At 52.1% G+C, this 24,844-nt stretch carries 24 protein-coding genes; 22 read left to right on the forward strand and 2 right to left on the reverse strand.

Features of this window, described 5'->3' with window-relative positions; translation table 11 throughout:
• Positions 1-115: 115 nt before the first annotated feature.
• The 13 genes from QP938_05135 to rpoS all read left to right on the forward strand — a co-directional run bounded on the left by QP938_05135 (position 116) and on the right by rpoS (position 13,207).
• Positions 116-1,072, forward strand: coding sequence for an acetyl-CoA carboxylase carboxyltransferase subunit alpha (locus QP938_05135; protein WIO75297.1), 957 nt, complete (start codon positions 116-118; stop codon positions 1,070-1,072).
• A gap of 427 nt (positions 1,073-1,499) precedes the next feature.
• Complete coding sequence (tilS, locus tag QP938_05140) at positions 1,500-2,777, forward strand: tRNA lysidine(34) synthetase TilS (GenBank protein ID WIO75298.1); 1,278 nt, start codon at positions 1,500-1,502, stop codon at positions 2,775-2,777.
• 174 nt (positions 2,778-2,951) lie between these two features.
• Positions 2,952-4,577, forward strand: coding sequence for a CTP synthase (locus QP938_05145; GenBank protein ID WIO75299.1), 1,626 nt, complete (start codon positions 2,952-2,954; stop codon positions 4,575-4,577).
• Positions 4,574-5,425, forward strand: a complete 852-nt coding sequence (kdsA, locus tag QP938_05150) for a 3-deoxy-8-phosphooctulonate synthase (protein WIO75300.1) — start codon at positions 4,574-4,576, stop codon at positions 5,423-5,425. The genes QP938_05145 and kdsA overlap by 4 nt, the downstream gene beginning before the upstream one ends.
• A 114-nt stretch (positions 5,426-5,539) precedes the next feature.
• Positions 5,540-6,832: a phosphopyruvate hydratase gene (gene eno / locus QP938_05155; protein WIO75301.1), complete on the forward strand. Its 1,293-nt coding sequence runs from the start codon at positions 5,540-5,542 to the stop codon at positions 6,830-6,832.
• A gap of 160 nt (positions 6,833-6,992) precedes the next feature.
• Complete coding sequence (gene ftsB, locus QP938_05160) at positions 6,993-7,280, forward strand: cell division protein FtsB (GenBank protein ID WIO75302.1); 288 nt, start codon at positions 6,993-6,995, stop codon at positions 7,278-7,280.
• Positions 7,277-7,990: a 2-C-methyl-D-erythritol 4-phosphate cytidylyltransferase gene (ispD, locus tag QP938_05165; GenBank protein WIO75303.1), complete on the forward strand. Its 714-nt coding sequence runs from the start codon at positions 7,277-7,279 to the stop codon at positions 7,988-7,990. Before ftsB ends, ispD begins: the two co-directional genes overlap by 4 nt.
• A gap of 2 nt (positions 7,991-7,992) precedes the next feature.
• Positions 7,993-8,463 carry a 2-C-methyl-D-erythritol 2,4-cyclodiphosphate synthase gene (gene ispF, locus QP938_05170; GenBank protein WIO75304.1) on the forward strand — a complete coding sequence of 157 codons (471 nt, stop codon included), beginning with the start codon at positions 7,993-7,995 and terminating at the stop codon, positions 8,461-8,463.
• A 102-nt stretch (positions 8,464-8,565) separates the two neighbouring features.
• Entirely contained in the window at positions 8,566-9,603 is a 1,038-nt protein-coding gene (locus QP938_05175) for a tRNA pseudouridine(13) synthase TruD (GenBank protein ID WIO75305.1), read from the forward strand.
• Between the two features lie 66 nt (positions 9,604-9,669).
• Positions 9,670-10,311, forward strand: a complete 642-nt coding sequence (locus QP938_05180) for a protein-L-isoaspartate(D-aspartate) O-methyltransferase (GenBank protein WIO75619.1) — start codon at positions 9,670-9,672, stop codon at positions 10,309-10,311.
• A 48-nt stretch (positions 10,312-10,359) separates the two neighbouring features.
• Positions 10,360-11,295 carry a DUF368 domain-containing protein gene (locus QP938_05185; protein ID WIO75306.1) on the forward strand — a complete coding sequence of 312 codons (936 nt, stop codon included), beginning with the start codon at positions 10,360-10,362 and terminating at the stop codon, positions 11,293-11,295.
• Between the two features lie 3 nt (positions 11,296-11,298).
• Complete coding sequence (locus tag QP938_05190; GenBank protein WIO75307.1) at positions 11,299-12,192, forward strand: peptidoglycan DD-metalloendopeptidase family protein; 894 nt, start codon at positions 11,299-11,301, stop codon at positions 12,190-12,192.
• A gap of 142 nt (positions 12,193-12,334) precedes the next feature.
• Complete coding sequence (rpoS, locus tag QP938_05195; protein ID WIO75620.1) at positions 12,335-13,207, forward strand: RNA polymerase sigma factor RpoS; 873 nt, start codon at positions 12,335-12,337, stop codon at positions 13,205-13,207.
• 115 nt (positions 13,208-13,322) lie between these two features.
• On the opposite strand, the gene QP938_05200 is transcribed toward rpoS, so the two are convergent.
• The gene (locus QP938_05200) at positions 13,323-13,646 is read right to left on the reverse strand and encodes a ferredoxin family protein (protein WIO75308.1); all 324 of its coding nucleotides are present in this window, start codon (positions 13,644-13,646) and stop codon (positions 13,323-13,325) included.
• A gap of 55 nt (positions 13,647-13,701) precedes the next feature.
• Positions 13,702-16,305 carry a DNA mismatch repair protein MutS gene (mutS, locus tag QP938_05205; protein ID WIO75309.1) on the reverse strand — a complete coding sequence of 868 codons (2,604 nt, stop codon included), beginning with the start codon at positions 16,303-16,305 and terminating at the stop codon, positions 13,702-13,704.
• Positions 16,306-16,462: 157 nt separating this feature from the next.
• Here mutS and QP938_05210 point away from each other — a divergent pair, with 157 nt between their 5' ends.
• The 9 genes from QP938_05210 (at position 16,463) to QP938_05250 (ending at position 24,827) form a co-directional block, all read left to right on the forward strand.
• Positions 16,463-16,945, forward strand: coding sequence for a CinA family protein (locus QP938_05210; protein WIO75621.1), 483 nt, complete (start codon positions 16,463-16,465; stop codon positions 16,943-16,945).
• A gap of 134 nt (positions 16,946-17,079) precedes the next feature.
• The gene (gene recA / locus QP938_05215) at positions 17,080-18,117 is read left to right on the forward strand and encodes a recombinase RecA (GenBank protein WIO75310.1); all 1,038 of its coding nucleotides are present in this window, start codon (positions 17,080-17,082) and stop codon (positions 18,115-18,117) included.
• A gap of 109 nt (positions 18,118-18,226) precedes the next feature.
• Positions 18,227-18,682 (forward strand): regulatory protein RecX, encoded by a 456-nt coding sequence (locus QP938_05220; protein ID WIO75311.1) that lies wholly within the window; start codon positions 18,227-18,229, stop codon positions 18,680-18,682.
• A 79-nt stretch (positions 18,683-18,761) separates the two neighbouring features.
• Positions 18,762-19,187 carry a hypothetical protein gene (locus tag QP938_05225; protein WIO75312.1) on the forward strand — a complete coding sequence of 142 codons (426 nt, stop codon included), beginning with the start codon at positions 18,762-18,764 and terminating at the stop codon, positions 19,185-19,187.
• A complete protein-coding gene (locus QP938_05230) occupies positions 19,138-20,004 on the forward strand; it encodes a M23 family metallopeptidase (protein ID WIO75313.1) in 867 nt (288 codons plus the stop codon). Before QP938_05225 ends, QP938_05230 begins: the two co-directional genes overlap by 50 nt.
• A gap of 269 nt (positions 20,005-20,273) precedes the next feature.
• The gene (locus tag QP938_05235) at positions 20,274-20,465 is read left to right on the forward strand and encodes a Trm112 family protein (GenBank protein ID WIO75314.1); all 192 of its coding nucleotides are present in this window, start codon (positions 20,274-20,276) and stop codon (positions 20,463-20,465) included.
• Positions 20,466-20,488: 23 nt separating this feature from the next.
• Positions 20,489-20,839, forward strand: coding sequence for a histidine triad nucleotide-binding protein (locus QP938_05240; protein ID WIO75315.1), 351 nt, complete (start codon positions 20,489-20,491; stop codon positions 20,837-20,839).
• Positions 20,840-20,888: 49 nt separating this feature from the next.
• Positions 20,889-23,492 carry an alanine--tRNA ligase gene (gene alaS, locus QP938_05245; protein WIO75316.1) on the forward strand — a complete coding sequence of 868 codons (2,604 nt, stop codon included), beginning with the start codon at positions 20,889-20,891 and terminating at the stop codon, positions 23,490-23,492.
• A 99-nt stretch (positions 23,493-23,591) separates the two neighbouring features.
• The gene (locus QP938_05250) at positions 23,592-24,827 is read left to right on the forward strand and encodes an aspartate kinase (GenBank protein WIO75317.1); all 1,236 of its coding nucleotides are present in this window, start codon (positions 23,592-23,594) and stop codon (positions 24,825-24,827) included.
• Positions 24,828-24,844 lie beyond the last annotated feature (17 nt).

Genomic DNA, 24,844 nt, shown 5'->3' on the forward strand with positions numbered 1-24,844 from the left:
AAATGATCACAAAATGGTCGAAAACAACCGCAAGGGTCGGTGAAAACTGGCGTTATTGAGCCGTCAGTAGTACATTACGCCACCTTAGCGCCAGGACAGATGGAAAAGCATTCGAATGAACTTGAATTATCTCGATTTCGAACAGCCGATCGCCGAATTGGAAGCCAAAATTGAAGAGCTTCAGTTGGTCGGTAACGACAATGACCTCAATATCGCCGAAGAAATTGCCAAGCTGAGGGATAAATCCCAAAAGCTGACCGAGAGCATCTACTCCAGCCTGTCTCCATGGCAAGTGGTGCAGGTGGCTCGCCACCCTCAGCGTCCTTATGCTGTGGATTACATCAAGCGTGTTTTTACTGATTTTGACGAATTGCATGGCGACCGTCATTTTGGTGACGACCACGCGATTGTTGGTGGTACTGCTCGCTTGAATGGTGTACCGGTGATGGTGATTGGTGAAGAGAAAGGTCGCGGCGTCAGCGACAAGATTCACCGTAACTTTGGTATGCCCAAGCCGGAAGGTTACCGCAAGGCTCTGCGTCTGATGGAGATGGCTGAGCGTTTTAATATGCCGGTGATCACTCTGATTGATACTCCGGGAGCTTACCCAGGTATCGATTCGGAAGAGCGTGGTATTTCTGAAGCGATTGCCCAGAATCTGGCGGTTATGTCCCGTCTGAAAACCCCGATGATCTGTACGGTTATTGGTGAGGGCAGTTCCGGTGGTGCACTGGCTATTGGTGTGGGCGACCAGCTCAATATGCTGCAGTATTCCACTTACTTTGTAATCTCGCCGGAAGGTTGTGCAAACATTATCTGGAAGACGGTTGAGAAGGCTCCGGATGCCGCACAGGCGATGGGTGTTACTTCAGACAATCTGGAAAAGCTGGGTATTGTCGATGAGACTATTCCCGAGCCAATGGGCGGGGCACACCGCAATATTGATGTAATGGCTGCCACTTTGCGTGAGCGTCTGTCATCCCAGTTGACTGAGCTCAAGAAGGTGCCGATTGACCAGTTACTGGAAAAACGATTTAACCGATTGATGGCTTACGGAAACCCGGAAGCTTGATGGAAAAAACCGGAGTTTACTCCGGTTTTTTTATGCCTCTAATTTGGGGTTGCTCCAAGCTCCCCATTGTCTTCCTGAGCAAAGCGAAGGATCTCACTCTCTATGGCTCAGAGTATTAATTGACCCCGCTCTTCTCGCGGCCTGACAGGCCACTCCTCATATAACTGACAAATCGTCGTGACCTATCACGCTGTGGGAAGAGCTACTTTGGAAATTCGCTCAGGGTGGTAGTTGCTGGTCAAAGAGATGGGTTGATATGAAGAGTCTGGGCAAGTGCCATATTCTGGACCGTATGCGACAGGGACGTCGCATCCGAGCCTACAGGGATGTATACACAGCGTGTCCAGAATATGGCACTTGCCCAGGCTCGCCACCACGCTATAAGTAATCCCCCCCAGCAAACATTGTTTTTGTGTAAACTCACCACATGTTCACTTCAGACCATCTTGCTGCTCACGTCCCAGCCTTGGAATCCGCCAACCATATCTACGTTGGTTACAGTGGCGGCCTCGATTCGCACGTGCTTTTGCACTTGGTGGTTTCTCTCGTCGGTGCCCAAAAAGTTACCGCGCTTCATATCAACCACCAGCTTTCACCCAACGCTGATCAGTGGCAAAGCCATTGCTCAACTCAATGCAAACAATTTGGTGTTAATTTGCAAAGCTTTCGAGTGGATTTGAAAAAAAGTGGGAGTGGTGTTGAGCAGGCAGCTCGAGATGCTCGCTACCAGATTTTTGAGGCGGCTTTAGGGCGGGGTGATCTGCTGCTTCTGGCTCATCATGCTGACGATCAGGCAGAGACGGTACTCTACAGAATGTTGCGTTGTTCCGGTCCTCGCGGCCTGGCTGCCATGCCTGAGCACCGCGGGTTGGGCAAAGGACAGTTGCTACGGCCACTATTGAATATTCCCCGCGCCACGTTAGAGGGTTATGCAAAAGAGCATGACTTAAATTGGATTCACGATGAATCCAACGAGCTGCTGGATTTTGATCGCAACTTCCTGCGTCACAAGGTGGTACCGGTTTTGAAGGAGCGCTGGCCGGATCTGGCGGAGCGATTTTCACAGGTTGCACACCTCTGTCGCCAGACTGATGATTTAACCCGTGAACTGGCTGAAGCTGATTTGGTTAATGCGGGTGAGCGTAAGGAGCGACTGGGTGTCAGTATCGATATGGAGTCGCTGAAGTCCCTGTCACTCACCCGACGACATAATCTGGTTCGTTTCTGGTGTGAGCGTCGCGGATATCGCATGCCACCCCAGGTTCGCCTTGAGCGTATTCATCGAGAGTTAATTGAAGCCCGCGAGGATGCTTCCCCAATCATTGAATTTGGCGACTGCGAGCTGCGCCGATTTGCAGGGCGTATTTATCTGCTGCCACCACTTTGTCAGGCACCAGATCCAGATGGGGAAATTCCTTGGGATGGTTGTCAGGAGTTGGTGGTTGAGAGCGCAGGCTGTGTCCAGCCGATTTCTGTCCCTAAGGACGAGTACGTCGTTCGTTTTCGACGTGGAGGCGAGCGTTGCCAGCCAGTGGGAAGGGATAGGTCGCAGTCCCTGAAAAAAGTGCTCCAGGAGCTTCAGGTAGAACCCTGGTTGCGGGAGCGACTGCCTCTGGTTTACCGGAATGATCAGCTTGTAGCGGTGGCGGGTCTGTTCGTCTGTGAAGAGGGGTGTGAGATAGGTTGGAAGCCGGCCTTGAATTGATCTGTTTACCCGTAATATTGGTTCTGTTCTGGTGGCTTCGAGACACGCTTTCTGGTAATCTGCGCTCCCATCTTGATCGAGATGGTTGCAGGCCGCTTTCTGGCCCAAATCATTCTCTCTACACATTCTTTACCAGCTGTATTTACACAGACAAGCAGTCTCGGACGGGCTTTTATGACACGTTTTATTTTTGTGACGGGCGGTGTTGTTTCTTCTCTTGGGAAGGGTATCGCTTCCGCATCCCTTGGTGCTGTGCTTGAAGCGCGCGGTCTTAAGGTAACTATTCTCAAACTCGATCCTTACCTGAACGTGGATCCGGGCACCATGAGCCCGTTCCAGCACGGTGAGGTGTTTGTGACAGAGGATGGTGCCGAGACCGACCTCGACTTGGGCCACTACGAGCGTTTCCTGCGCTCCAAGATGACCAAGCGCAACAACTTTACCAGCGGTCGTGTTTACGAGACTATTCTGCGTCGCGAACGCCGCGGTGACTACCTGGGCGGCACTGTTCAGGTGATTCCTCATGTTACTGATGAGATCAAACGCCGCGTCAAAGTGGGTGGCGAAGGCTACGATGTGGCGATCGTTGAAATCGGCGGTACCGTCGGTGATATCGAATCACAACCTTTCCTGGAAGCCGTGCGTCAGCTCAAAGTGGAGCTGGGCATGGAGCGCGCCATGTTGATGCACCTGACCCTGGTGCCTTACATCGCTACCGCTGGTGAGGTGAAAACCAAACCGACCCAGCACTCAGTGAAAGAGCTGCGTTCTATCGGTATTCAACCGGATGTGCTGTTGTGTCGCTCTGAGATGGAAATTCCTGAGAATGAACTCAAGAAAATCTCTCTGTTCACTAATGTTGAGCAACGTGCGGTAGTTCCGTTGCTGGACGCCAAAACCATCTATCACATTCCCAGACATCTGCAATCCCGTGGCCTCGATCAGTTTGTGATCGACCGCTTGCGACTTGAATGTGGTGAAGCAGACTTGAGCGATTGGGACTGGGTGGCCGAGAATCATCTGCATCCGGAAAAAGAAGTCACCATTGCGATGGTGGGCAAGTACATGGAACTGCTGGACGCCTATAAGTCGTTGAACGAAGCACTCAGCCACGCCGGTATTCACAACAAGACCAAAGTAAAGATCCTGCACATCAACGCCGAAGAAGTGGAAGAGAAGGGCGTTTCCATTCTGGAAAAAGCAGACGCCATTTTGGTGCCGGGTGGCTTTGGTTCCCGCGGCCTTGAAGGCAAGATTGCCGCGGTGCGTTACGCCCGTGAAAACAAAATTCCTTATCTGGGTATCTGTCTGGGTATGCAGGTTGCGGTTATTGAATACGCCCGCAATGTGTGCGGCCTGGAAGGGGCGACCTCAACCGAGTTTGATCGCGACGCCAAGCACCCGATTGTCGGCTTGATTACCGAATGGGTAGACGAGACTGGCCAGGTAGAAGTGCGCGACGAGAATTCCGATATGGGCGGCACTATGCGCCTGGGTTCCCAGGAGTCTCTGCTGGTAGAAGGCTCCAAAGCGGCCGAGATTTATGGCTCTACCTCTGTGGTAGAACGTCACCGTCACCGTTACGAAGTAAACAACAATTACGTTGAGCAACTGGAAACCGCTGGCCTGAAAATTGGCGGCTGGTCCGAGCAGAACCATCTGGTGGAAACCGTGGAAATCGCTGATCACCCCTGGTTCTTCGCCTGTCAGTTCCACCCGGAATTTACCTCGACCCCGCGCGATGGCCACCCGATGTTCTCCAGCTATGTTCGCGCCGCATTGGCTCATAAGGGTGAATGATGCAGCAAATTATTGAAGTTGCCGGAATCGAAGTCGCCAACGACAAGCCGTTTGTGCTGTTTGGCGGCATGAACGTGCTTGAGTCTCGTGACCTGGCGATGCAGATTGCCGAACACTACGTGAAAGTCACCGGCGAGCTGGGCATTCCCTACGTATTCAAGGCGTCGTTCGATAAGGCTAACCGCTCTTCGGTGCACTCTTATCGCGGCCCGGGAATGGAAGAGGGTTTGAAGATCTTTGAAGAGATCAAAGAAACTTTCAATGTTCCGGTAATTACCGACGTGCACGAGCCGTATCAGGCCAAACCGGTTGCCGAAGTGGCGGATGTGATTCAGTTGCCGGCATTTTTGGCGCGCCAAACCGACCTGGTTGAGGCGATGGCTGAAACCGGTGCAGTAATCAACGTCAAAAAACCGCAGTTCATGAGCCCGGCGCAGGTTAAAAACCTGGCGGAAAAATTCCGCGAGTGTGGCAACGACAAAGTGATGCTGTGTGAGCGCGGTGCCTGCTTTGGATACGACAACCTGGTTGTCGACATGCTGGGCTTCCGCACTATGAAAGAAGTTTCCGGCGGAGCGCCTCTGATTTTTGATGTGACCCACGCCTTGCAGTGCCGTGACCCGATGGGTGCGGCGTCTGGTGGTCGTCGCCATCAGGTGGCTGAGCTGGCTCGTGCCGGTATGGCGGTTGGTTTAGCAGGCCTGTTCCTGGAGGCGCATCCGAACCCGGATAAAGCACTTTGCGACGGCCCAAGTGCGCTGCCGCTGGACAAGCTAAAGCCATTCCTTGAGCAGATGAAAGCTATAGATGATCTGGTGAAAAACCTGCCGGATCTGGATATTTCCTAATAACTCGTCATTCCCGCGAAAGCGGGAATCCACCAGATCGCGCTGTTCGCGAGATGGATCCCCGCCTTCGCGGGGATGACAAAGACTTACTTTACGTTCTAGAGAGACTTTTCAATGACTAAAATTGCTGACATTCGCGCTTATGAAGTGCTGGATTCCCGCGGTAACCCAACCGTTGAAGCCGACGTAGTTCTGGAAAACGGCATTGTTGGTACTGCCTGTGCACCATCCGGTGCCTCTACCGGCTCCCGCGAAGCACTGGAATTGCGCGATGGCGACAAGGCTCGTTACCTGGGCAAGGGCGTCTTGAAAGCAGTTAACAACATCAATACCACCATCCGCGAGCTGCTGGTGGGTAAAGATGTTACCGAACAGCGTGAGCTGGATCGCCTGATGATTGAAGCTGACGGCACCGACAACAAAGCAGTACTGGGTGCCAATGCTATTCTGGCTGTTTCCCTGGCTGCAGCGAAAGCAGCAGCAAAAGCCAAAGGTGTTCCTCTGTACGCACACATCGCTGACGTAAACGGCACCCCGGGTCAATTCACCATGCCGGTACCGATGATGAACATCCTCAACGGTGGTGAGCACGCGGACAACAACGTCGACATCCAGGAGTTTATGGTTCAGCCAGTTAGCGCTCCTACTTTCGCCGAAGGTCTGCGTATGGGTGCGGAGATTTTTCACTCACTGAAGAAAGTACTGAAAGTACGCGGCCTGAACACCGCCGTGGGTGATGAGGGTGGTTTTGCCCCGAACCTGGCGTCCAACGAAGAAGCGCTGGCAGTGATTGCTGAAGCCGTAGCCGACGCAGGTTACGAGCTGGACAAAGACGTAACCCTGGCTCTGGACTGTGCTGCTTCCGAATTTTACAAAGACGGTAAGTACGACCTGTCTGGCGAAGGCAAGGTATTTGATTCCAACGGCTTTGCCGACTACCTGGCCGAGCTGGTTAGCCGCTACCCGATCATCTCTATCGAAGATGGCCTGGACGAAAGTGACTGGGACGGCTGGAAAGTTCTGACCGACAAGATCGGCGACAAGTGCCAGCTGGTGGGTGACGACCTGTTCGTAACCAACACCCGTATCCTTAAAGAGGGTATCGAGAAGGGCGTGGGTAATTCCATCCTGATCAAGTTCAACCAAATCGGTTCTCTGTCCGAGACCCTGGATGCCATCCAGATGGCCAAGGACGCTGGCTACACTGCGGTGATTTCTCACCGTTCCGGTGAAACCGAAGACACCACCATTGCTGACCTGGCAGTAGCTACTGCCGCTGGCCAGATCAAAACCGGTTCCCTGTGCCGCTCTGACCGTGTTGCCAAGTACAACCGTCTGCTTCGCATTGAAGCCGAGCTTGGCAGCGAGAAAGCACCGTACCGCGGCCGCGCTGAGTTCAAGAACTGAGTGAGACGAGAGATGTGAGATGAGAGACGAGATGTCCGACTAACGCTCGGAGAAACTCGTCTCTCATCTATCGTCTCCCATCTCTCGTAAACGGCGAGGACTATCCTCGCCGTTTTTATTTAAATACACTACTAACAATGTACCAACACACCGAGAACCCATGCGCTGGCTTTTGGCTGTATTAATTGTCCTGTTTCTAACCCTGCAATATCGATTGTGGGTGGGAGAGGGCAGTCTCGCCCAAAAGGTGGAGTTACAGCGTGCCGTAGCAGAACAGCAGGCCATTAACGCAGAGGCCGAAGCCCGCAACGAAACCATTGCCCGAGAAGTTCGCGCTCTCAATGACGGCCTCGAAGCCATCGAAGAGCGTGCTCGCAATGATCTTGGTTTGATCAAGGATGGCGAGACGTTCTATATGGTGATAGAGAAAGAGCCGAAAAAACCATGACCGAACCTAAGTTTTGGGTAGTTGTACCTGCTGCAGGTGTAGGTCGCCGTTTTGGTGGTGATCAGCCAAAACAGTACTATCCCCTCAATGGCAAGACCGTGGCGGAGTGGACGCTTAGTCGTCTGCTTTCTGTAAGTCGTGTTGCCGGATGTGTTGTCGCGATCAGTGATGCGGATCAGCATTGGGCAAAGCTCGGAATTAACGACTCAAGAGTTATTTTGACTACAGGTGGTGCGGAGCGCTCCGATACGGTCTATCAGGGGTTACTCGCATTAACAGAATTGGCCAGCCCAAATGACTGGGTGCTGGTCCATGATATTGCCCGTCCCTGTGTGCGAGCAGCAGATATCGAGCGAATGATGGATGCACTTGCAGTAGACGCTGTCGGCGGTATTCTCGCTGCTCCTATGGCTGACACGGTAAAGCGGGTGTCCGGTGGTAATTGCATTGCTGCTACGGAAGATCGCAGCCAGCTTTGGGCGGCTATGACCCCACAGATGTTTCGTTATTCACTGCTGCGAGATGCTTTGTTACAGGCCAAAAATAAAGACTTTCAGCCCACTGATGAGTCCTCGGCTGTTGAGCAACTGGGTGTGTCGCCAAAAGTGATTGCTGGCCAGCGTGACAATATCAAAATTACCAACCGCGAAGACCTTGCAATTGCCGAGGCTATTCTGCAGGTCCAAATTCAACAGAAGGAAGACCACTGATCATGAGAATTGGTCACGGCTACGATGTGCATGCTTTTGGCCCAGGCGATCACCTGATGTTGGGTGGTGTAGCGATTCCTTATCGCCAGGGATTTGTTGCCCATTCCGATGGTGATGTGCTGGTTCACGCTCTCTGTGATGCGCTGCTGGGCGCGGCTGGCCTTGGGGATATAGGGCGCCATTTTCCCGATACCGATCCGCAGTACAAAGGTGCTGACAGTCGACAGTTGTTGCGACATGTCATGAAATTGCTGACAGAGCGCGGTTGGAAGTTGGGCAATGCGGATATAACCATCGTTGCCCAGGCACCGAAAATGGCGCCTCATATTGAAGCGATGAGCGCCAATCTTGCGGAAGATATGTCAGCCAATAGTGGCCAGGTCAACGTCAAAGCGACCACTACGGAAAAGCTTGGCTTTGAAGGTCGCAAGGAAGGCATTGCCTGTCATGCGGTTGTGTTGATTGTGACATAACATCTGTTGGGTGCGCCGTGCGCACCATTGTTGGTATGCCAGTTTAACTCGGTGCGCCTGGCGCACCTTACAATTACAGTTATTTTGAGTTACGAAGCCTTAATGTCAGACTATTCGTTGGATTTTCCTTTTGCCCACGGCGAGCCACTGGGCTCTGCTTCCTTCAGAAGTGTACCGGAAGACTTTGTTGTGGATGAGAGCCTCGGGTTTGAGCCACAGGGCAATGGTGAACACCTGCTGCTGCATATCCAAAAGCGCAACCAGAACACCCGTTGGGTAGCTGAGCAGTTGGCTCAGATAGCAGACATTAAAGCCATGGATGTTGGCTATTGCGGCATGAAAGACCGCCGAGCGGTAACCAGCCAGTGGTTCAGCCTGTATCTGCCCAAAAAGGAGTTAAACCTCCAAGCTGTTGAAGCCTTGGAGGGGGTGACCTTGCTGGCCAGTGGCCGTCATCCCAAAAAGCTGCGCCGCGGTGATCACCAGAGCAATCACTTCATTATCCGTCTGCGGGAATTGACTGCGGATCACTCTTTGCTCGAGCAACGTCTGGCATTCATAGCTGAACAGGGCGTGCCCAACTATTTTGGCGAGCAGCGGTTTGGGCATGACGCTGGCAACCTCCGGGAATTTGAACAGAAATTTGTTGGTCAGTCCGGTGATGCCCGATCCCGTAACCGACAGCGCGGCCGCCGCGGTGGTCGCTCCTCAGGTGGTGGTCAATCCGGAATTTATTTGTCTGCGGGGCGCTCGTACCTGTTTAATCGAATTCTGGCCACTCGTATGAAGCAGCATTCCTGGAATAAGCCTCTGGAAGGGGAAGAGCTGCCAACAGGTGCGATGTGGGGGCGAGGGCGTCACCAGGGCAGTGAGGCGAGAGTTGCGCTGGAGCAGCAAGTTGCCGACAGTCTGCCCGGTTGGGGAGATGCACTGGAGCACAGTGGGCTCTCACAGGAACGACGCGACCTGGTACTGCACCCGCAAAACCTGCAGTGGCAATTTGAGAGCAATGATCTGGTGTTGTCCTTCGGTTTGCTGCCTGGCTGCTTTGCCACCTCGGTACTGAGGGAGCTTACAGAGTTAAACACTGCACACTCGGGTCGTGATATAGTTGGTCACTTGGACAACCATAATAATTAATCTTGTGATACTCAGGAGTTACGTGTGAACAGCTTCGGGCTCTCTGCCAATGTCGGCGGTGTCGGCATGACCTCTCAGCGCACAAGGGAGCGCATGATTCAACGCCTGGTTGAGCAGGGCATCAAGAGTCAGAAAGTGCTCGATGTAATGCGAGTTACCCCCAGGCACCTGTTTCTGGATGAAGCACTTTCACATCGTGCCTACGAAGATACCGCACTGCCCATAGGTCACAAGCAGACCCTTTCCCAGCCTTATATCGTTGCTCGTATGACCGAGTTGTTATTGTCCCGCGGAAAACCGGGCAAGGTCCTGGAGATCGGCACTGGTTCCGGTTACCAGACGGCAGTGCTGGCACAATTGGTGGACAAGGTTTATTCGGTTGAGCGGATTGCTCCCCTGCTTTCGCGCTCTCGCGAATTATTGCGTCGTCTCGGCCACCGCAATGTTACAGCGTCACTTTCAGATGGCGGCTTTGGCTGGCCAGAATATGCGCCCTTTAACGGAATCATCAGTACCGCAGCCCCCCAGACCCTGCCACAGGAATTGCTCTATCAATTGGCACCTGATGGTATCCTGGTAATCCCGTTGGGGCCCGATGGTTATCAGGAGTTGTGTGTATTTACTCGCGAAGGTGATAGCAATAATTTTTCCGAAGAAGTTATTGAGCCGGTGCGTTTTGTACCTTTGCTCAGCGGTATCTCACGCTGAGTTGATAATTTTATTTTTAGTTGGAAGAGAATAAATTAAGGACAAGGAATGCGACGACCGGTCGATTACCTGCTGTTGTTTTTAAAAGGCATTGCCATGGGTGCTGCAGATGTGGTTCCCGGAGTGTCCGGTGGAACTATCGCCTTTATCAGCGGTATTTATCAGGAATTTCTCAATTCTATTCGCTCAGTTAACCTGCAGTCTTTAAAGCTGTTACGCAGTCATGGGATCGCTGCGTTCTGGTCGGCCATTAATGGTAATTTCCTGCTGGTTCTTTTTACTGGAATTCTGGTCAGTATTTTTTCTTTGGCCAAACTGGTCAGCTATTGTCTCGATGCATACCCGGTTTTGATCTGGTCGTTCTTTTTCGGACTGATCATAGCTTCAATTATCTGGATTACACGTAATCTCGGACGATGGGGTATCGCCGAAGCCATGGCGGTTATGGCCGGCACAATCCTTTCTGCATTTTTATTTTACCTTCCTCCACTTGTTGTGGGCAGCTCTCCGCTGGCGATATTTTGTGCTGGCGCCATAGCGATTTGCGCCATGATTTTGCCTGGAATATCTGGCAGTTTTATTCTGGTTTTATTGGGAATGTACGGTGTATTGATTGATGCCATCAGTGCACTTGATTTTACTACACTGGCACTGTTTGCACTTGGTTGCGTGGTGGGGTTATTGTCTTTCTCACGTGTGCTGAGCTGGCTTTTGGAACGCTATTACAGTGTTACATTGTCAACACTGGTGGGATTTCTCGCCGGGTCATTGGCCACAGTATGGCCGTGGAGAAATCCGCTGGAAGTGTTTTATACCTCTTCCGGAAAAGAGATCGTATTGGTGCAGGATAACCTGTTCCCATGGGAGTACTCTGAGCTATTGGGGCAGGATCCTCACACCTGGGTTGCTATGTTGTTAATGTTGTTTGGGGTTGTATTGGTTTTGGGGCTGGAACATATTGGTGGAAAGCGCGCCACCGTATAAAAAGTGAATATATTAAAGGGAAAGTCTACACACTTTTTTCTAATTTCTCTGCTGCTGTTCAGTAGCGGATGTGCCCGTCATGCACCCGCTCCCATTTCCAGTAGGCCTGCGCCGCCAAAGGATCTGATCGACTATCACGTGGTTTCCAGTGGTGAAACCCTTTATTCCATCGCCTGGCGCTATGAGCTTGATTATCAGCAACTGGCAAAGGCCAACGGTATTGCTGCACCGTACACCATTTATTCGGGGCAGCGTCTCAATCTGGACCTGACTAAATCGGTAAATACCAACACGCCGAAAAATAGCAGCAGGCAGGCGGTCGTTGCCACTAAACCCGGCGTTGCAGAAAGTAAGTCCAAGCCAACATCAAGTGCCAAACCTTCAGCATCGAAACCATCAGCTCCCAAACCGTCAACGGCCGGGACATCGTCATCAACCGGCAATACATCCAGTAAGACAATAAAAACCATTAAACCTGCAGGCTCCAGCCCTGAAAGTAATGCAAAAAAAGTGGCGTCACTACCAAAAAGCTGGAGTTGGCAATGGCCGGCAAAAGGGCGGGTGTCCCGGCACTACGATTCCTCAAAGGTTTTTAAAGGAATTTATATTTCGTCCGGAAAAGGATCGAAAGTCGAGGCTGCAGGCCCCGGGGTGGTTGTGTATGCCGGCAGTGGTTTGCGTGGTTACGGTCAGTTAGTGATTGTGAAACACAGTGATACTTTCCTCAGTGCCTATGCCAATAATCATCAAATATTGGTCGCTGAGGGGGAGATGGTGACCGCTGGTCAGAAAATAGCTGAGGTGGGTGGAGACATGGAGGATTCAAAGCGTCTCTATTTCGAGATCCGTAAAAACGGTAAACCCATAGATCCAGTAAGATTATTACCCCGGCAATAGGTTTTGACGCAGGAACTAATGAAATATTGCTAGACAATTGTTCATAAAGTGATAGTGTTGAAGTCAGGTCAAGGATGATTAATTACCTAAAAAATCACTGGGGGTTTGGCATATGCTGGATAATGATTTTTTGGAAGGCGATATGGAGCAACTGGACGATTCACTGAAAAAGCCAGAACAGGTGCTCGACGCAGCCAGTCTTTACATGAAAGAGATTGGTTTTGTGCCCCTTCTCACTGCGGAAGAGGAAGTTTTCTATTCCCGCAAATCCCGAAAAGGCTGTGAAGCCTCACGCAAACGAATGATCGAAAGTAACCTGCGCCTTGTGGTTAAAATTGCGCGACGTTACGTTAATCGAGGTTTATCACTGCTTGATTTGATCGAAGAAGGCAATCTCGGTCTAATGAGGGCTGTTGAAAAATTCGACCCGGAATTGGGCTATCGATTCTCGACCTATGCAACCTGGTGGATTCGCCAGACGATTGAGAGGGCGCTGATGAACCAGACCCGAACCATTCGTTTGCCGATTCATGTGGTGAAGGAGATGAATGTCTATCTGAGGGCGGCGCGAAAGCTGTCACAGGAATTAGACCACGATCCTTCTGCCGAAGAAATTGCCACGCTACTCGATAAGCCTATTCAGGATGTTTACCGCATGCTGGGTTTGAATGAGCGTGTCAGTTCAGTAGATATTTCCCTCGGTCACGATAGTGATAAGACGCTGGTGGAAACCATTGCCGATCAGCATCGTTCCGATCCAGAAGAGCTGGTAGAAGATGGTGATCTGGTGCATGCACTTGAACACTGGCTGGATGAACTGCCGCAAAAGCAGCGTGAGGTAATTGCTCGTCGCTTTGGTCTCCAGGGTTATGAAATCTCAACTCTGGAGGAGGTAGGTAAAGAGATTGGTTTGACTCGGGAGCGGGTGCGCCAGATTCAGGTTGAGGCGCTCAAACGGCTTCGGGAAATTGTCCAGAAACAGGGACTCGATAGCGAGACGTTGTTTGAGGAGTGATCGTCCGAGAGACGAGAGACGAGAGACAAAAAAGCCGCCTTAAAAGGCGGCTTTTTTGGTTTCTGGGGGGCGGGATTTTACATCTCCCATCTCCCATTCCCATCTCTCGATAATGTTATCTCTCGAGCAATGCCAGCTTGCCGGGCTTACCATCCCACTCAGCAGCATCTTCAGGCGCGTCTTTTTTCTCGGTGATGTTAGGCCACTCTTCAGCCAGTTCGGCGTTCAGTTCAATAAACACTTCCTGGCCCTCAGGCATTTCGTCTTCGGAGAAGATCGCATCAACAGGGCACTCTGGCTCGCACAGGGCGCAGTCAATGCACTCGTCCGGGTGGATAACGAGGAAGTTGGGGCCTTCGTAAAAGCAATCCACCGGGCACACTTCAACGCAATCTGTGTGTTTGCACTTGATGCAGTTTTCACCGACCACAAAGGCCATAACTCACTTCTCCTGACTAAAATCTTTAATGCGCCGCAACGGCTAAAGCCGGGCATTATACCTTTTTCGACAATTCTTGCAGCTCATACAGCGCATCCAACGCCTGCCTGGGTGTCAGGTTGTTGGGATCAATGGCGGTAATGGCTTCGCGCAGTTTTTGTCCGCCCTGATCGCTGAACAGTTCTGCCTGTGCTGGTTGAAGCAGTGCACTGGGCGGTTGTTTGGCAACATGATTTTTGGGGGTTTTCAGGCTGCCAGCTTCCAATACAGCCAACTCTTGACGAGCCAGTTCAAGGACCTGGTTTGGCAAGCCGGCGAGTTTGGCGACCTGTATTCCATAGCTCTGACTGGCCGGCCCCTCCTGAACGGCGTGCAAAAACACAATGCTGTCGTTGTATTCGGTAGCATCCAGGTGAACATTAACCACTGTCGGCATTTTTTCCGGCAGCGAGGTCAATTCAAAGTAGTGAGTCGCAAAGAGGGTAAAGGCGCGAACCTGCTCAGCAAGGTGAATGGCACAGGCCCAGGCCAGGGACAAGCCGTCAAAGGTGCTGGTACCGCGACCAATTTCATCCATCAACACCAGGCTGCGGTCTGTGGCGTTGTGGAGAATGTTGGCGGTCTCTGTCATTTCGACCATGAAGGTGGAGCGGCCACCGGCCAAATCATCGGAAGAGCCGATACGGGTAAAGATTCGATCCACCAAGCCAATAGAGGCGCTTTCTGCTGGGACAGGACTGCCAATATGGGCCAGCAATGTAATCAGCGCGGCCTGGCGCATATAGGTCGATTTACCGCCCATGTTGGGGCCGGTGATGATCAGCATGCGGCGCTGGTCATGGAAATTGAGGTCGTTGGCAACGAAGGGGGAATCCAGCACCTGTTCCACCACAGGGTGGCGCCCACTGCGAATGGAAATGCCAGGTTCGTCACTTAACTGTGGTTCCACAAAACTGAGGCAGTCCGCTCGCTCTGCCAGATTTGCCAGAACGTCCAGTTCCGAGACAGCGGCAGCACAAACCTGCAGTGGACCCAAGTCTTCGTTGAGGCGCTCAATCAGCTCTTCGTAAAGGGCCTTCTCACGAGCCAAGGCCCGGCTTTTTGCCGAAAGGGCCTTATCCTCAAACTCTTTGAGTTCGGGGGTAATAAAGCGCTCGGCATTTTTCAGGGTCTGGCGACGCTGGTAATCCATAGGCGCCTGATCAGAATTGGCCTTGGTGATCTCGATGTAGTAGCCGTGTACGCGGTTGTACCCGACTTTCAATGTGGAAATGCCGGTACGCTGGCGTTCGCGGGTTTCCAATTGAACCAGGTAATCACCGGCATTGGCGCTGATGTTGCGCAGCTCATCCAGTTCTTCGTCATAGCCTTCGGCAATGACGCCACCGTCGCGAATTACAACGGGCGGGTTTTCAATTACGGCACGGTGTAACAGGTCAACCAGCTCGGGAAACTCGCTGGCTTCTTCAGCTAGTTGCTTGAGTTGCGGGGCGGCAGCGTTTCGTAAATCGGATTGAATCTGTGGCAGTACTGCCAGTGAATCGCGAAGCCTGGTCAGGTCACGGGGACGTGCCGAGCGCAGCGCTACTCGACCGAGAATGCGCTCCATATCACCTACCTGACGAAGGGACTCCGCAACCACTTCGTAGCGATAGTTGTCCCGCAAATGGGCAATGGCCTGTTGGCGATTGACCAGGGTTTTCAGGTTGCGCAGCGGGCGATTCAGCCAGCGTTGCAGCAGCCGTCCACCCATGGCAGTGGACGTATTGTCCATCACCGACATCAGGGTGTTGTCCTGTCCGCCACCGAGATTGAGGTCAATCTCCAGATTGCGGCGAGTTGCGGCATCTAGAATCACGCTGTCGTCGCGGTTCTCGACGGAGATGCCGCGAATGTGGGGCAGGTCGGTGCGCTGGGTCTCTTTGGCGTACTGCAGCAGGCAACCGGCAGCCTGAATGGCAATGGCCAGCCCTTCACAGCCAAAGCCTGACAAGTCGTGGGTACCGAACTGGCTGGTAAGCTGGCGCTCGGCAGTTTCGGTATCAAACTCCCAGGGCGGGCGGCGGCGAACGCCGGTGCGGTGCTCAATATTGCTGAAATAGGGGAAATCTTCGCTGACCAATAACTCGGCGGGATTGAGGCGCTGCAACTCCCCCAGCAGACCTTCGGTGCCGATCAGCTCCTGAACCAATAGACGGCCGCTGCCAATATCCAGGGTGGCGATACCAAAGAACTCTCCCTGACAGCTTACCGCCGCCAGCAGATTGTCGCGCCGCTCTTCAAGCAGGGCTTCATCGCTGATGGTGCCGGGGGTGACGATGCGCATCACTTTGCGCTCCACGGGTCCTTTGCTGGTGGCCGGGTCGCCCACCTGCTCACAGATGGCGACAGATACACCTTGTTTTACCAAGCGGGCCAGGTAGCCTTCAACTGCATGGTAGGGGACACCTGCCATTGGAATCGGATTGCCACCGGATTTGCCTCGGGCAGTCAGGGTGACATCCAGCAGCTGGGCGGCGCGCTTGGCATCGTCGAAAAACAGTTCGTAAAAATCGCCCATACGGTAGAACACCATCTCGTTGGGGTGCTCTGCCTTAATGCGCAGGTACTGTTGCATCATGGGAGTGTGTTGGTCGAGCGAGGCCTGGAGTGCAGTCATGCGTTTTTATACTTGGTTTGAAGAATGTGAGGCTGCAAATTCTACGGGATTGCGCGGTCGGAAAAAACCGAGTGATCGCGAATCGTTCGTCAATCTTTGTTCACGGTGTTGGCTGGTGGGTAGGAATCTGCGGTCGGGATCTTCATAATTGGCATCTATGAATGAACAGCAAACTGAATTGGCAGCGCAGCTCGGTCAGGCACTGAAACAGCGCGGCTGGCGAGTGACTTGCGCCGAGTCCTGTACCGGTGGGGGTGTTGCCGCGGCAATTACTGCCATTTCCGGCAGCTCCGACTGGTTTGACGCCGGTTTTGTAACTTACTCCAATGCCATGAAACAGCGGCTGTTGAAGGTGTCGGCAGACACCCTCAATTCTCTTGGCGCTGTCAGTCAGGCAGTGGTTGAGCAGATGGCAAATGGCGCGATAGAGCTTGCCGGTGCCAATATTGCTGTAGCAGTAAGCGGTATTGCCGGCCCCGATGGCGGATCGGCTGATAAACCGGTTGGCACAGTCTGGTTTGCCTGGGCAGGGCCGGATAGCCTGGTCACAAAATGCTGTCTTTTTTCAGGTGACAGGGCGGCAGTGCGGGAGCAAGCTGTGTCCGAGGCGCTGCGAGGGCTGTTGGCTCTTTGCTATTAATTTTACTGTATGGCTGTACAGTTTGTTTTTTTTGGTTTATATTGCACGAAATTCCACGTTACTGATGATTTATACAGTTCTTTTCTGCGGTAGCGGGCGGCAATAAACAATATATAACGATGAGGTGAACACAGATGGATGCGAATAAGGAAAAAGCGCTACAGGCCGCTTTAGCTCAGATTGATCGTCAGTTTGGCAAGGGTACCGTAATGCGCATGGGTGAGCGTGAGCAGATGGCAATACCCAGCATTTCCACTGGTTCACTGGGTCTTGATGTGGCGCTAGGTATCGGCGGCTTGCCGAAAGGCCGTATTGTGGAGATCTATGGTCCGGAGTCCTCTGGTAAAACTACGTTGACCCTGTCAGTTATCGCTGAAGCCCAGAAGATGGGTGGTACCTGTGCATTTATCGACGCGGAGCACGCGCTGGATCCAATTTACGCTGGCAAGCTTGGCGTAAATGTTGATGACCTGATTCTGTCCCAGCCGGATACTGGTGAACAGGCGCTGGAAGTTACCGATATGCTGGTGCGTTCTGGTGCCATTGATGTTCTGGTTGTGGACTCGGTGGCCGCACTGACTCCAAAAGCAGAAATTGAGGGTGAGATGGGTGATCACCACGTCGGCCTTCAGGCTCGCCTGATGTCCCAGGCACTGCGCAAAATTACCGGTAACATCAAGAATGCCAACTGCCTGGTGATCTTCATTAACCAGATTCGTATGAAGATCGGCGTGATGTTTGGCAACCCCGAAACGACTACCGGTGGTAACGCGCTCAAGTTCTACTCTTCAGTTCGTCTCGATATTCGCCGCACCGGTGCAGTAAAAGAGGGCGACGAAGTACTCGGTAACGAGACTCGCGTGAAAGTGGTTAAGAACAAGGTGTCGCCGCCGTTCAAACAGAGTGAATTCCAGATTCTGTATGGTAAGGGTATTAACCGCCAGGGTGAGATTATCGATCTTGGTGTGAAGCTCGGTTTTGTCGATAAAGCCGGTGCATGGTACTCCTACGGTGGCACTAAAATTGGACAAGGCAAAAACAACGCCTGTGAATATCTGAGAGAAAACCCGGATATTGCCAAGGAGATCGAAGGCAAGGTTCGCGAAAAACTGCTGGACGCCGCGCCAAGCGCCAGCGAAGATCAGGAAGTTTATGAAGAGTCTGCTGAGTAAGCAGGTGAGCTAGTGTTAATGGCCCCACAAAAGCCTCGCCTATGCGGGGCTTTTTGTCGTTAGGTATGCAGTAAAAAAGTCGTTGCCGAAGTGTTAATTGGGAATTGTCATGGAAACCAGGGACGTCGATAAAGAGCGGAGTGAATTACGGTTTGCGGCGATGAACCTATTGGCTCGCCGTGAGCATAGTCGCCAGGAGCTGGAGCGAAAGTTGTCGGCACGCAGTTCAAATAACGCCTTGTTGGCCCAGGTCCTGGATCAACTAGCTGAGCAGGGTTTGCAGTCAGAGCAGCGTTTTGCTGAAGCATTTATTCGCAGCCGCATTACCCGTGGGCAGGGGTTGTATCGAATTCAGCAGGAACTTCGTCAGCGTGGAGTGGCTGATTCTATTACCGGGGTGGCGCTGGAAGAGATAGAGATTGACTGGTTTGAGTTGGCGAAGGAAACTGCATTACGTCGTTTCGGAGAGATGCCGGCAAAAGACCCGAAAGAACGTGCCAAGCGAATGCGATTCTTGCAATACCGCGGTTTTAGCAGTGATCAAATTCAGTATGCGATGTCATAAAATTGGTAAGAGTGAGGAGTAATTACTGATATAAGCAGTCTAACTGGTACCAAAAAGAAAATAATGGTGGCGGAGTCCAATGGGAAAGATGCTGGTCAAAACGATTATGTTCGTGTCACTGTTGGGGAGTGGCAGCATGGTAGTCGCCGAAAAGCCGACATTTGACGACGCTATTGACCCCGCGGAGTGGGGGATACGAAATGGCTGTATCCACACCAACAGAATAAAGTCGATCAAGTTTGAAGATGATCGCTTTGCTCTGGTTACAATACCCGGTGATAAAGTGATCATGCTGACCCTGAAAAGAAGATGCCCGGGGATCAGGTACAACGGATTTTCCTATACCGTCAGAAACGGTACACTCTGTGAAGGTTTTGACCACTTGACGGTATTGCGCACCGGTCTTAGCTGCCAAATCAAAAGTTTTACCCCTTATTTGCTGTTGGAATCACCTGATGATAATCAAGAAAAAGTCACGACAAGTGAGCCCTCTAAAGACAATTAACGGATTTACTACTGCAGTGGTCATTTCGTTATTGATGGTGGCCATGCCGTCACCCGCACAGACTCTCGAGTTAAAGGGTGAGAGTCGGCAGGGTGGATTGCTGGTTGGCAAGGTGCTGCCAGGGACTCAAGTCGAACTATCAGGTCGCTCTGTTCGTGTGAGTGACGAAGGTACCTTTGTTATCGGTCTCAATCGCGATGCGCCAGCAGAAATTGAGCTGGTTACACGATCAGCCGATGGTGAGCTCGAGACTCATAAAGTGGCTATTGCGGCGCGGGAATACAATATTCAACGCGTTGAGGGGGTACCACAACGTACCGTTAATCCACCGGAAGAGGCGCTGAAGAGGATTCGTGAAGAGTCCGCTATGGTGAAAAAAGCCCGTCAACTAGACGATAATCGCCTCGACTTCGGTCGCGGTTTCCGTTGGCCGATCGAAGGGTCTATTACCGGTGTTTACGGCAGTCAGAGGTTCTATAACGGCGAGCCGAAAAGCCCTCACTACGGCATTGATATCGCAGCCCCTAAAGGAGCCCCGGTCGTAGCGCCTGCAGCTGGGGTGGTGACCCTGGTCCATAAAGATATGTACTACTCAGGTGGCACGCTGATCATAGATCATGGTCATGGCGTATCGTCCACCTTTATCCACCTGAGTGAATCACTTGTGGCGGTAGGGCAGCGTGTGGAAGCTGGGGAAGTAGTTGCCAAAGTGGGTTCGACCGGCCGCTCGACCGGCCCGCACCTGGACTGGCGAATGAACTGGTTCGAAGTGCGCATAGATCCCCAGCTGGTCATTGACGCATTTCCGGAGAAATAACCAGAAGCTTATTCATGGCTTAGCGAGAGCAGGTAAAGCAAGGCTAAATGGGCGAAAAGGCGGAATTTACTTGAAGTAAATGAGCATTTTGAGCCACTTTTTAACGCCGTATTACCAAGCGCAGTAGTTATGCAGTAACTTCTATCCATTCATACTGCCGCCTGACGTGGTGTTGGGTGGCAGATTCCCGTAAAATTATCGATTGCATCCCTTCAGTACATGGTGGATTCCATGTGCCCACGGGTTAATTCTTTCTCAGGGCAGATGTCATGGACAAAAAACTTCTCAGCATTCTGGTGTGTCCGGTAACCAAGGCACCTTTGGAGTACGACCGGGAGAATCAGGAGCTGGTTTGCCGGGCGAGTGGTCTGGCATATCCGATACGCGATGGTATTCCGGTGATGCTGGAGTCAGAGGCGCGTCAGTTAAGTGCAGACGAAAAGCTTCATTCACACTCTTGAATTGACAGTTAGAAGGAATCACGATGTCTGAGCCAACGCTGTTTACCAGAATTATTGACCGCGAAATCCCGGCAGATATTGTTTACGAAGATGAGCATTGTATTGCCATCAGGGATATTGCTCCCAAGGCACCAACACACCTGCTGGTTATTCCCAAAAAGCCAATTCCGCGCCTGATTGATGCAACTGAAGAAGACAAGGCGCTACTTGGCCACCTGATGCTGGCAGCAGCAGAGATTGCCCGTCAGGCGGGTGTGGGTGAAGCCTTTCGGTTGATCGCCAATAACGGTGCCGGTGCCGGGCAAACAGTATTTCATCTGCATTTGCATATACTGGGCAACAAAGAATTCAGTGAAAGTCATCTTGGCTTTTAACCATTTTATAAACGGATGACCGCTCAGGCGGACCAGGAACTATTGATACATGAAAAGCGCAGAAATTCGCGAATCCTTCCTGAAGTTTTATGAGAGCAAAGGCCACACTATTGTGGACAGCAGCTCGCTGATCCCCGGCAATGACCCGACCCTGTTGTTTACCAATGCGGGTATGGTGCCTTTTAAAGATGTGTTTCTTGGTGAAGAGAAGCGCGATTACACTCGCGCTGCCAGTTCCCAGCGTTGTGTGCGTGCCGGTGGTAAGCACAATGACCTGGAAAACGTGGGGTACACCGCACGTCACCACACCTTCTTTGAAATGTTGGGCAACTTCAGTTTCGGAGATTACTTCAAGCGCGAAGCCATTCAATACGCCTGGGAATTTCTGACCAAAGTGTTGGGGCTGCCGGAAGAGCGCCTCTGGGTAACCGTTCATATCAGCGATGATGAAGCGGCTGACATCTGGTTGAAAGAAGTTGGAGTCAGTCCCGAGCGTTTCTCACGTCTGGATGAAGACAACTTCTGGTCCATGGGAGACACAGGTCCCTGCGGCCCAAGCTCAGAGATCTTCTTCGATCACGGCGCAGACGTGCCAGGTGGTCCTCCCGGAAGCGAAAACGATGACCTGGATCGTTACATCGAGATCTGGAATCTGGTCTTTATGCAATTTGAACGCTCAGCTGATGGCAAAATGACGCCGCTGCCCAAGCCATCTATCGATACCGGGATGGGACTGGAGCGTATTGCAGCCGTCATGCAGGGGGTTCACAACAACTACGACATCGACCTGTTCCGCAAACTGATTAGTGCGGCAGCAGAAATTACCGGTGAGAAGGATCTGGAAAACAAGTCACTGCGAGTGATTGCTGACCATATTCGTTCATCGTCTTTTCTGATCATCGATGGAGTTCTGCCATCAAACGAAGGCCGCGGTTATGTACTGCGTCGTATTATTCGTCGTGCTCTTCGCCAGGGACACAAGCTGGGTATCACCAAGCCATTCTTCTACCAGCTGGTAGCTACCCTGGTTGCCGAGATGGGAGAAGCCTATCCAGAACTTGCTGACAAGCAGGCTCAGGTGGAGAAAGTGCTTAAAGCCGAAGAAGAGCAGTTTGCCAAAACCCTGGATAAGGGCATGGTGGTACTGGAGGCCGCGCTGTCACAATTAACGGGTACCGAGCTTTCAGGGGAAGTAGTGTTCCAACTCTACGATACCTATGGATTCCCGACGGACCTGACCAACGATATCTGTCGTGAGAGAGGTCTGAGTATTGACCTCGACGGTTACCAGACTGCCATGGAAGAACAGCGCGCTCGCGCACGTGCCGCCAGTAACTTTGGCGTGGACTACACCGACTCACTGGATCTTGAAGGCAGCACAGAATTTACAGGCTATAAGGACTTGCAGCAGAAGGGGGCTGTGACCGGGATCTTCGTTGAGGGAGAGCCGGTTAACGAATTGTCTGCCGACAAAGATGCCATCGTAGTCCTGGATCGGACCGCTTTTTATGCAGAGGGCGGTGGTCAGGTTGGTGACTCTGGCTACCTGGAATTGTCTGAGGGGCGTTTTGAAGTACGTGATTGCAGTAAGCAGGGTGGCAGCCACTTGCACCATGGGCGTTTGCTGTCTGGGAAGCTTGCAGTTGGTGATCAGGTTACTGCAGTGGTTGATACCGAGGTGCGTCAGGCCACAGCCTTGAACCACTCAGCTACCCACCTGTTGCACGCTGCACTGCGTAAAGTGTTAGGTGACCATGTAACCCAGCAAGGCTCACTGGTGGATTCAGAGCGACTGCGCTTTGACTTCTCGCACTTTGAAGGCATGACCGCCGAGCAGATCAAGACAGTGGAACAGCTGGTTAACAGCGAAATTCGTCGCAATACAGCAGTTTCAGCCTCAAGCATGAGTATGGAGGAGGCCAAGGAAAGCGGCGCCATGATGCTGTTTGGCGAGAAATACGGAGATACCGTTCGCGTATTGAATATGGGCGAAGGTTTTTCTGTTGAGCTCTGTGGTGGTACTCACGTAACCCGCACTGGTGACATTGGTTTGATGCGAGTAACTTCCGAGTCCGGTATTGCCTCAGGTGTACGCCGTATTGAAGCGGTAACCGGTGCCAAAGCGTTGGCTCTGTTTGACCAGGCTGATGCAACGCTGGAAGCGGTGGCTAATACCGTAAAAAGCAATGTGGCCAATGTTCAGGATAAAGTGACTCAACTGGCTGACAAGAACCGCGAGTTGACCAAAGAGCTTGAGGCCCTGAAAGCCAAGCTGGCCAGTTCTGCTGGTGCAGATCTCTTGAGCAGTGCACAGAATATTGACGGTGTTTCAGTGCTGGCCACGAATGTGGAAGGCGCAGATGGGAAAACATTGCGTGACTTGATGGATCAGATGAAATCCAAGCTGGACCAGGGTGTCATTCTTTTGGCTGCGGTCAGCGATGGCAAGGTCAGCCTGGCAGCAGGAGTGACCAAGCCGGTTACCGATCGCGTCAAAGCTGGCGACTTGATGCGCTTTGTTGCCGAGCAAGTGGGTGGCAAAGGTGGCGGACGTCCGGATATGGCTCAAGGTGGAGGCACTGACCCATCAGCCTTACCGGCGGCCCTGGAGTCAGTCTACACTTGGGTTTCGGATAAATTGGGGGCAAATTAACAAAAACATGGTCATATCGATCGGTTATTGTTAACTTTTTGGGTAATTTGCTGTTTAATCGCGCCTCTTTGGTGTTATTAAACCGGTGTGGAATGATTAATGAGTCTGATAGTTCAAAAATATGGTGGTACCTCAGTAGGCAGCGTTGAACGCATTGAGGCTGTAGCCGATAAAGTTGCCAGTTTTCGCGATCAAGGTCACGATCTCGTTGTAGTTCTTTCAGCGATGAGTGGTGAAACCAACCGTTTGATTGGTTTGGCACGCGAAATTCATCCGGACCCAACTCCCCGGGAGATGGATGTGCTGGTTTCTACAGGTGAGCAAGTCACAATTGCCTTGTTATCCATGGCTTTGCAGAAGCGTGGCTACGATGCCCGTTCTTACACAGGCTCACAGGTAAGGATTCTGACCAATACCACCCACACCAAGGCGCGGATTGAAGAAATCGACTCCCACCGCATGCAGGATGACCTGAGTAAAGGGCGCGTTGTGGTAGTGGCCGGTTTTCAGGGTGTCGACCCTGAAGGCAATATCACTACGCTGGGTCGCGGTGGCTCTGATACCACAGCCGTAGCCTTGGCTGCTGCCCTCAGGGCGGATGAATGTCAGATTTACACTGATGTTGATGGTGTTTACACAACCGATCCGCGTGTTGTGCCAACTGCCAGACGTCTCGATACGGTGACCTTTGAAGAAATGCTGGAATTGGCCAGCGAAGGTGCCAAAGTGCTGCAAATTCGCTCCGTTGAGTTTGCCGGTAAATACAAAGTTCCCCTGCGCGTGCTTTCCAGCTTTGAAGATGGCCCGGGCACACTGATTACTCTCGAGGAGAAAGACAACATGGAAAAACCGGTCGTTACTGGTATCGCCTTCAATCGCGACGAGGCTGAAGTGACCGTGCATGGCATTCCGGATCAACCTGGAGTGGCTTACAACGTGTTGGCTCCAATTGGTGAAGCAGGAATTGATATTGATATCATCTGTCAAAACGTTGCACAGGATAACCTCTCTGCTGCACTGACGTTTACCGTAAACAGGGCTGACCTGCCGAAGGCGCTGGCTATTGCTGAAAAAGCAGCCAAAGAGCTTGGTGCCAAAGAGGTAGAGGGCGACCCGGACATCGCCAAGATCTCCGTAGTGGGAATGGGTATGAAGTCCCACTCTGGGGTTGCTTCCACCATGTTCAAGGCCTTGTCTGAACACAACATCAATATTCAGCTGATCACTACATCTGAAATTAAGATTACCGTTGTGATCGAAGAGAAGTATCTGGAGTTGGCTGTTCGTGCGTTGCACGATGCGTTTGGCCTGGCTGAAGTCAGCAAAGAGGAATGATCCTCAAGGGTTGGGAT

The sequence above is a fragment of the Porticoccaceae bacterium LTM1 genome (genome assembly GCA_030252795.1).
In the GTDB taxonomy this organism is placed as follows: domain Bacteria; phylum Pseudomonadota; class Gammaproteobacteria; order Pseudomonadales; family Porticoccaceae; genus SCSIO-12696.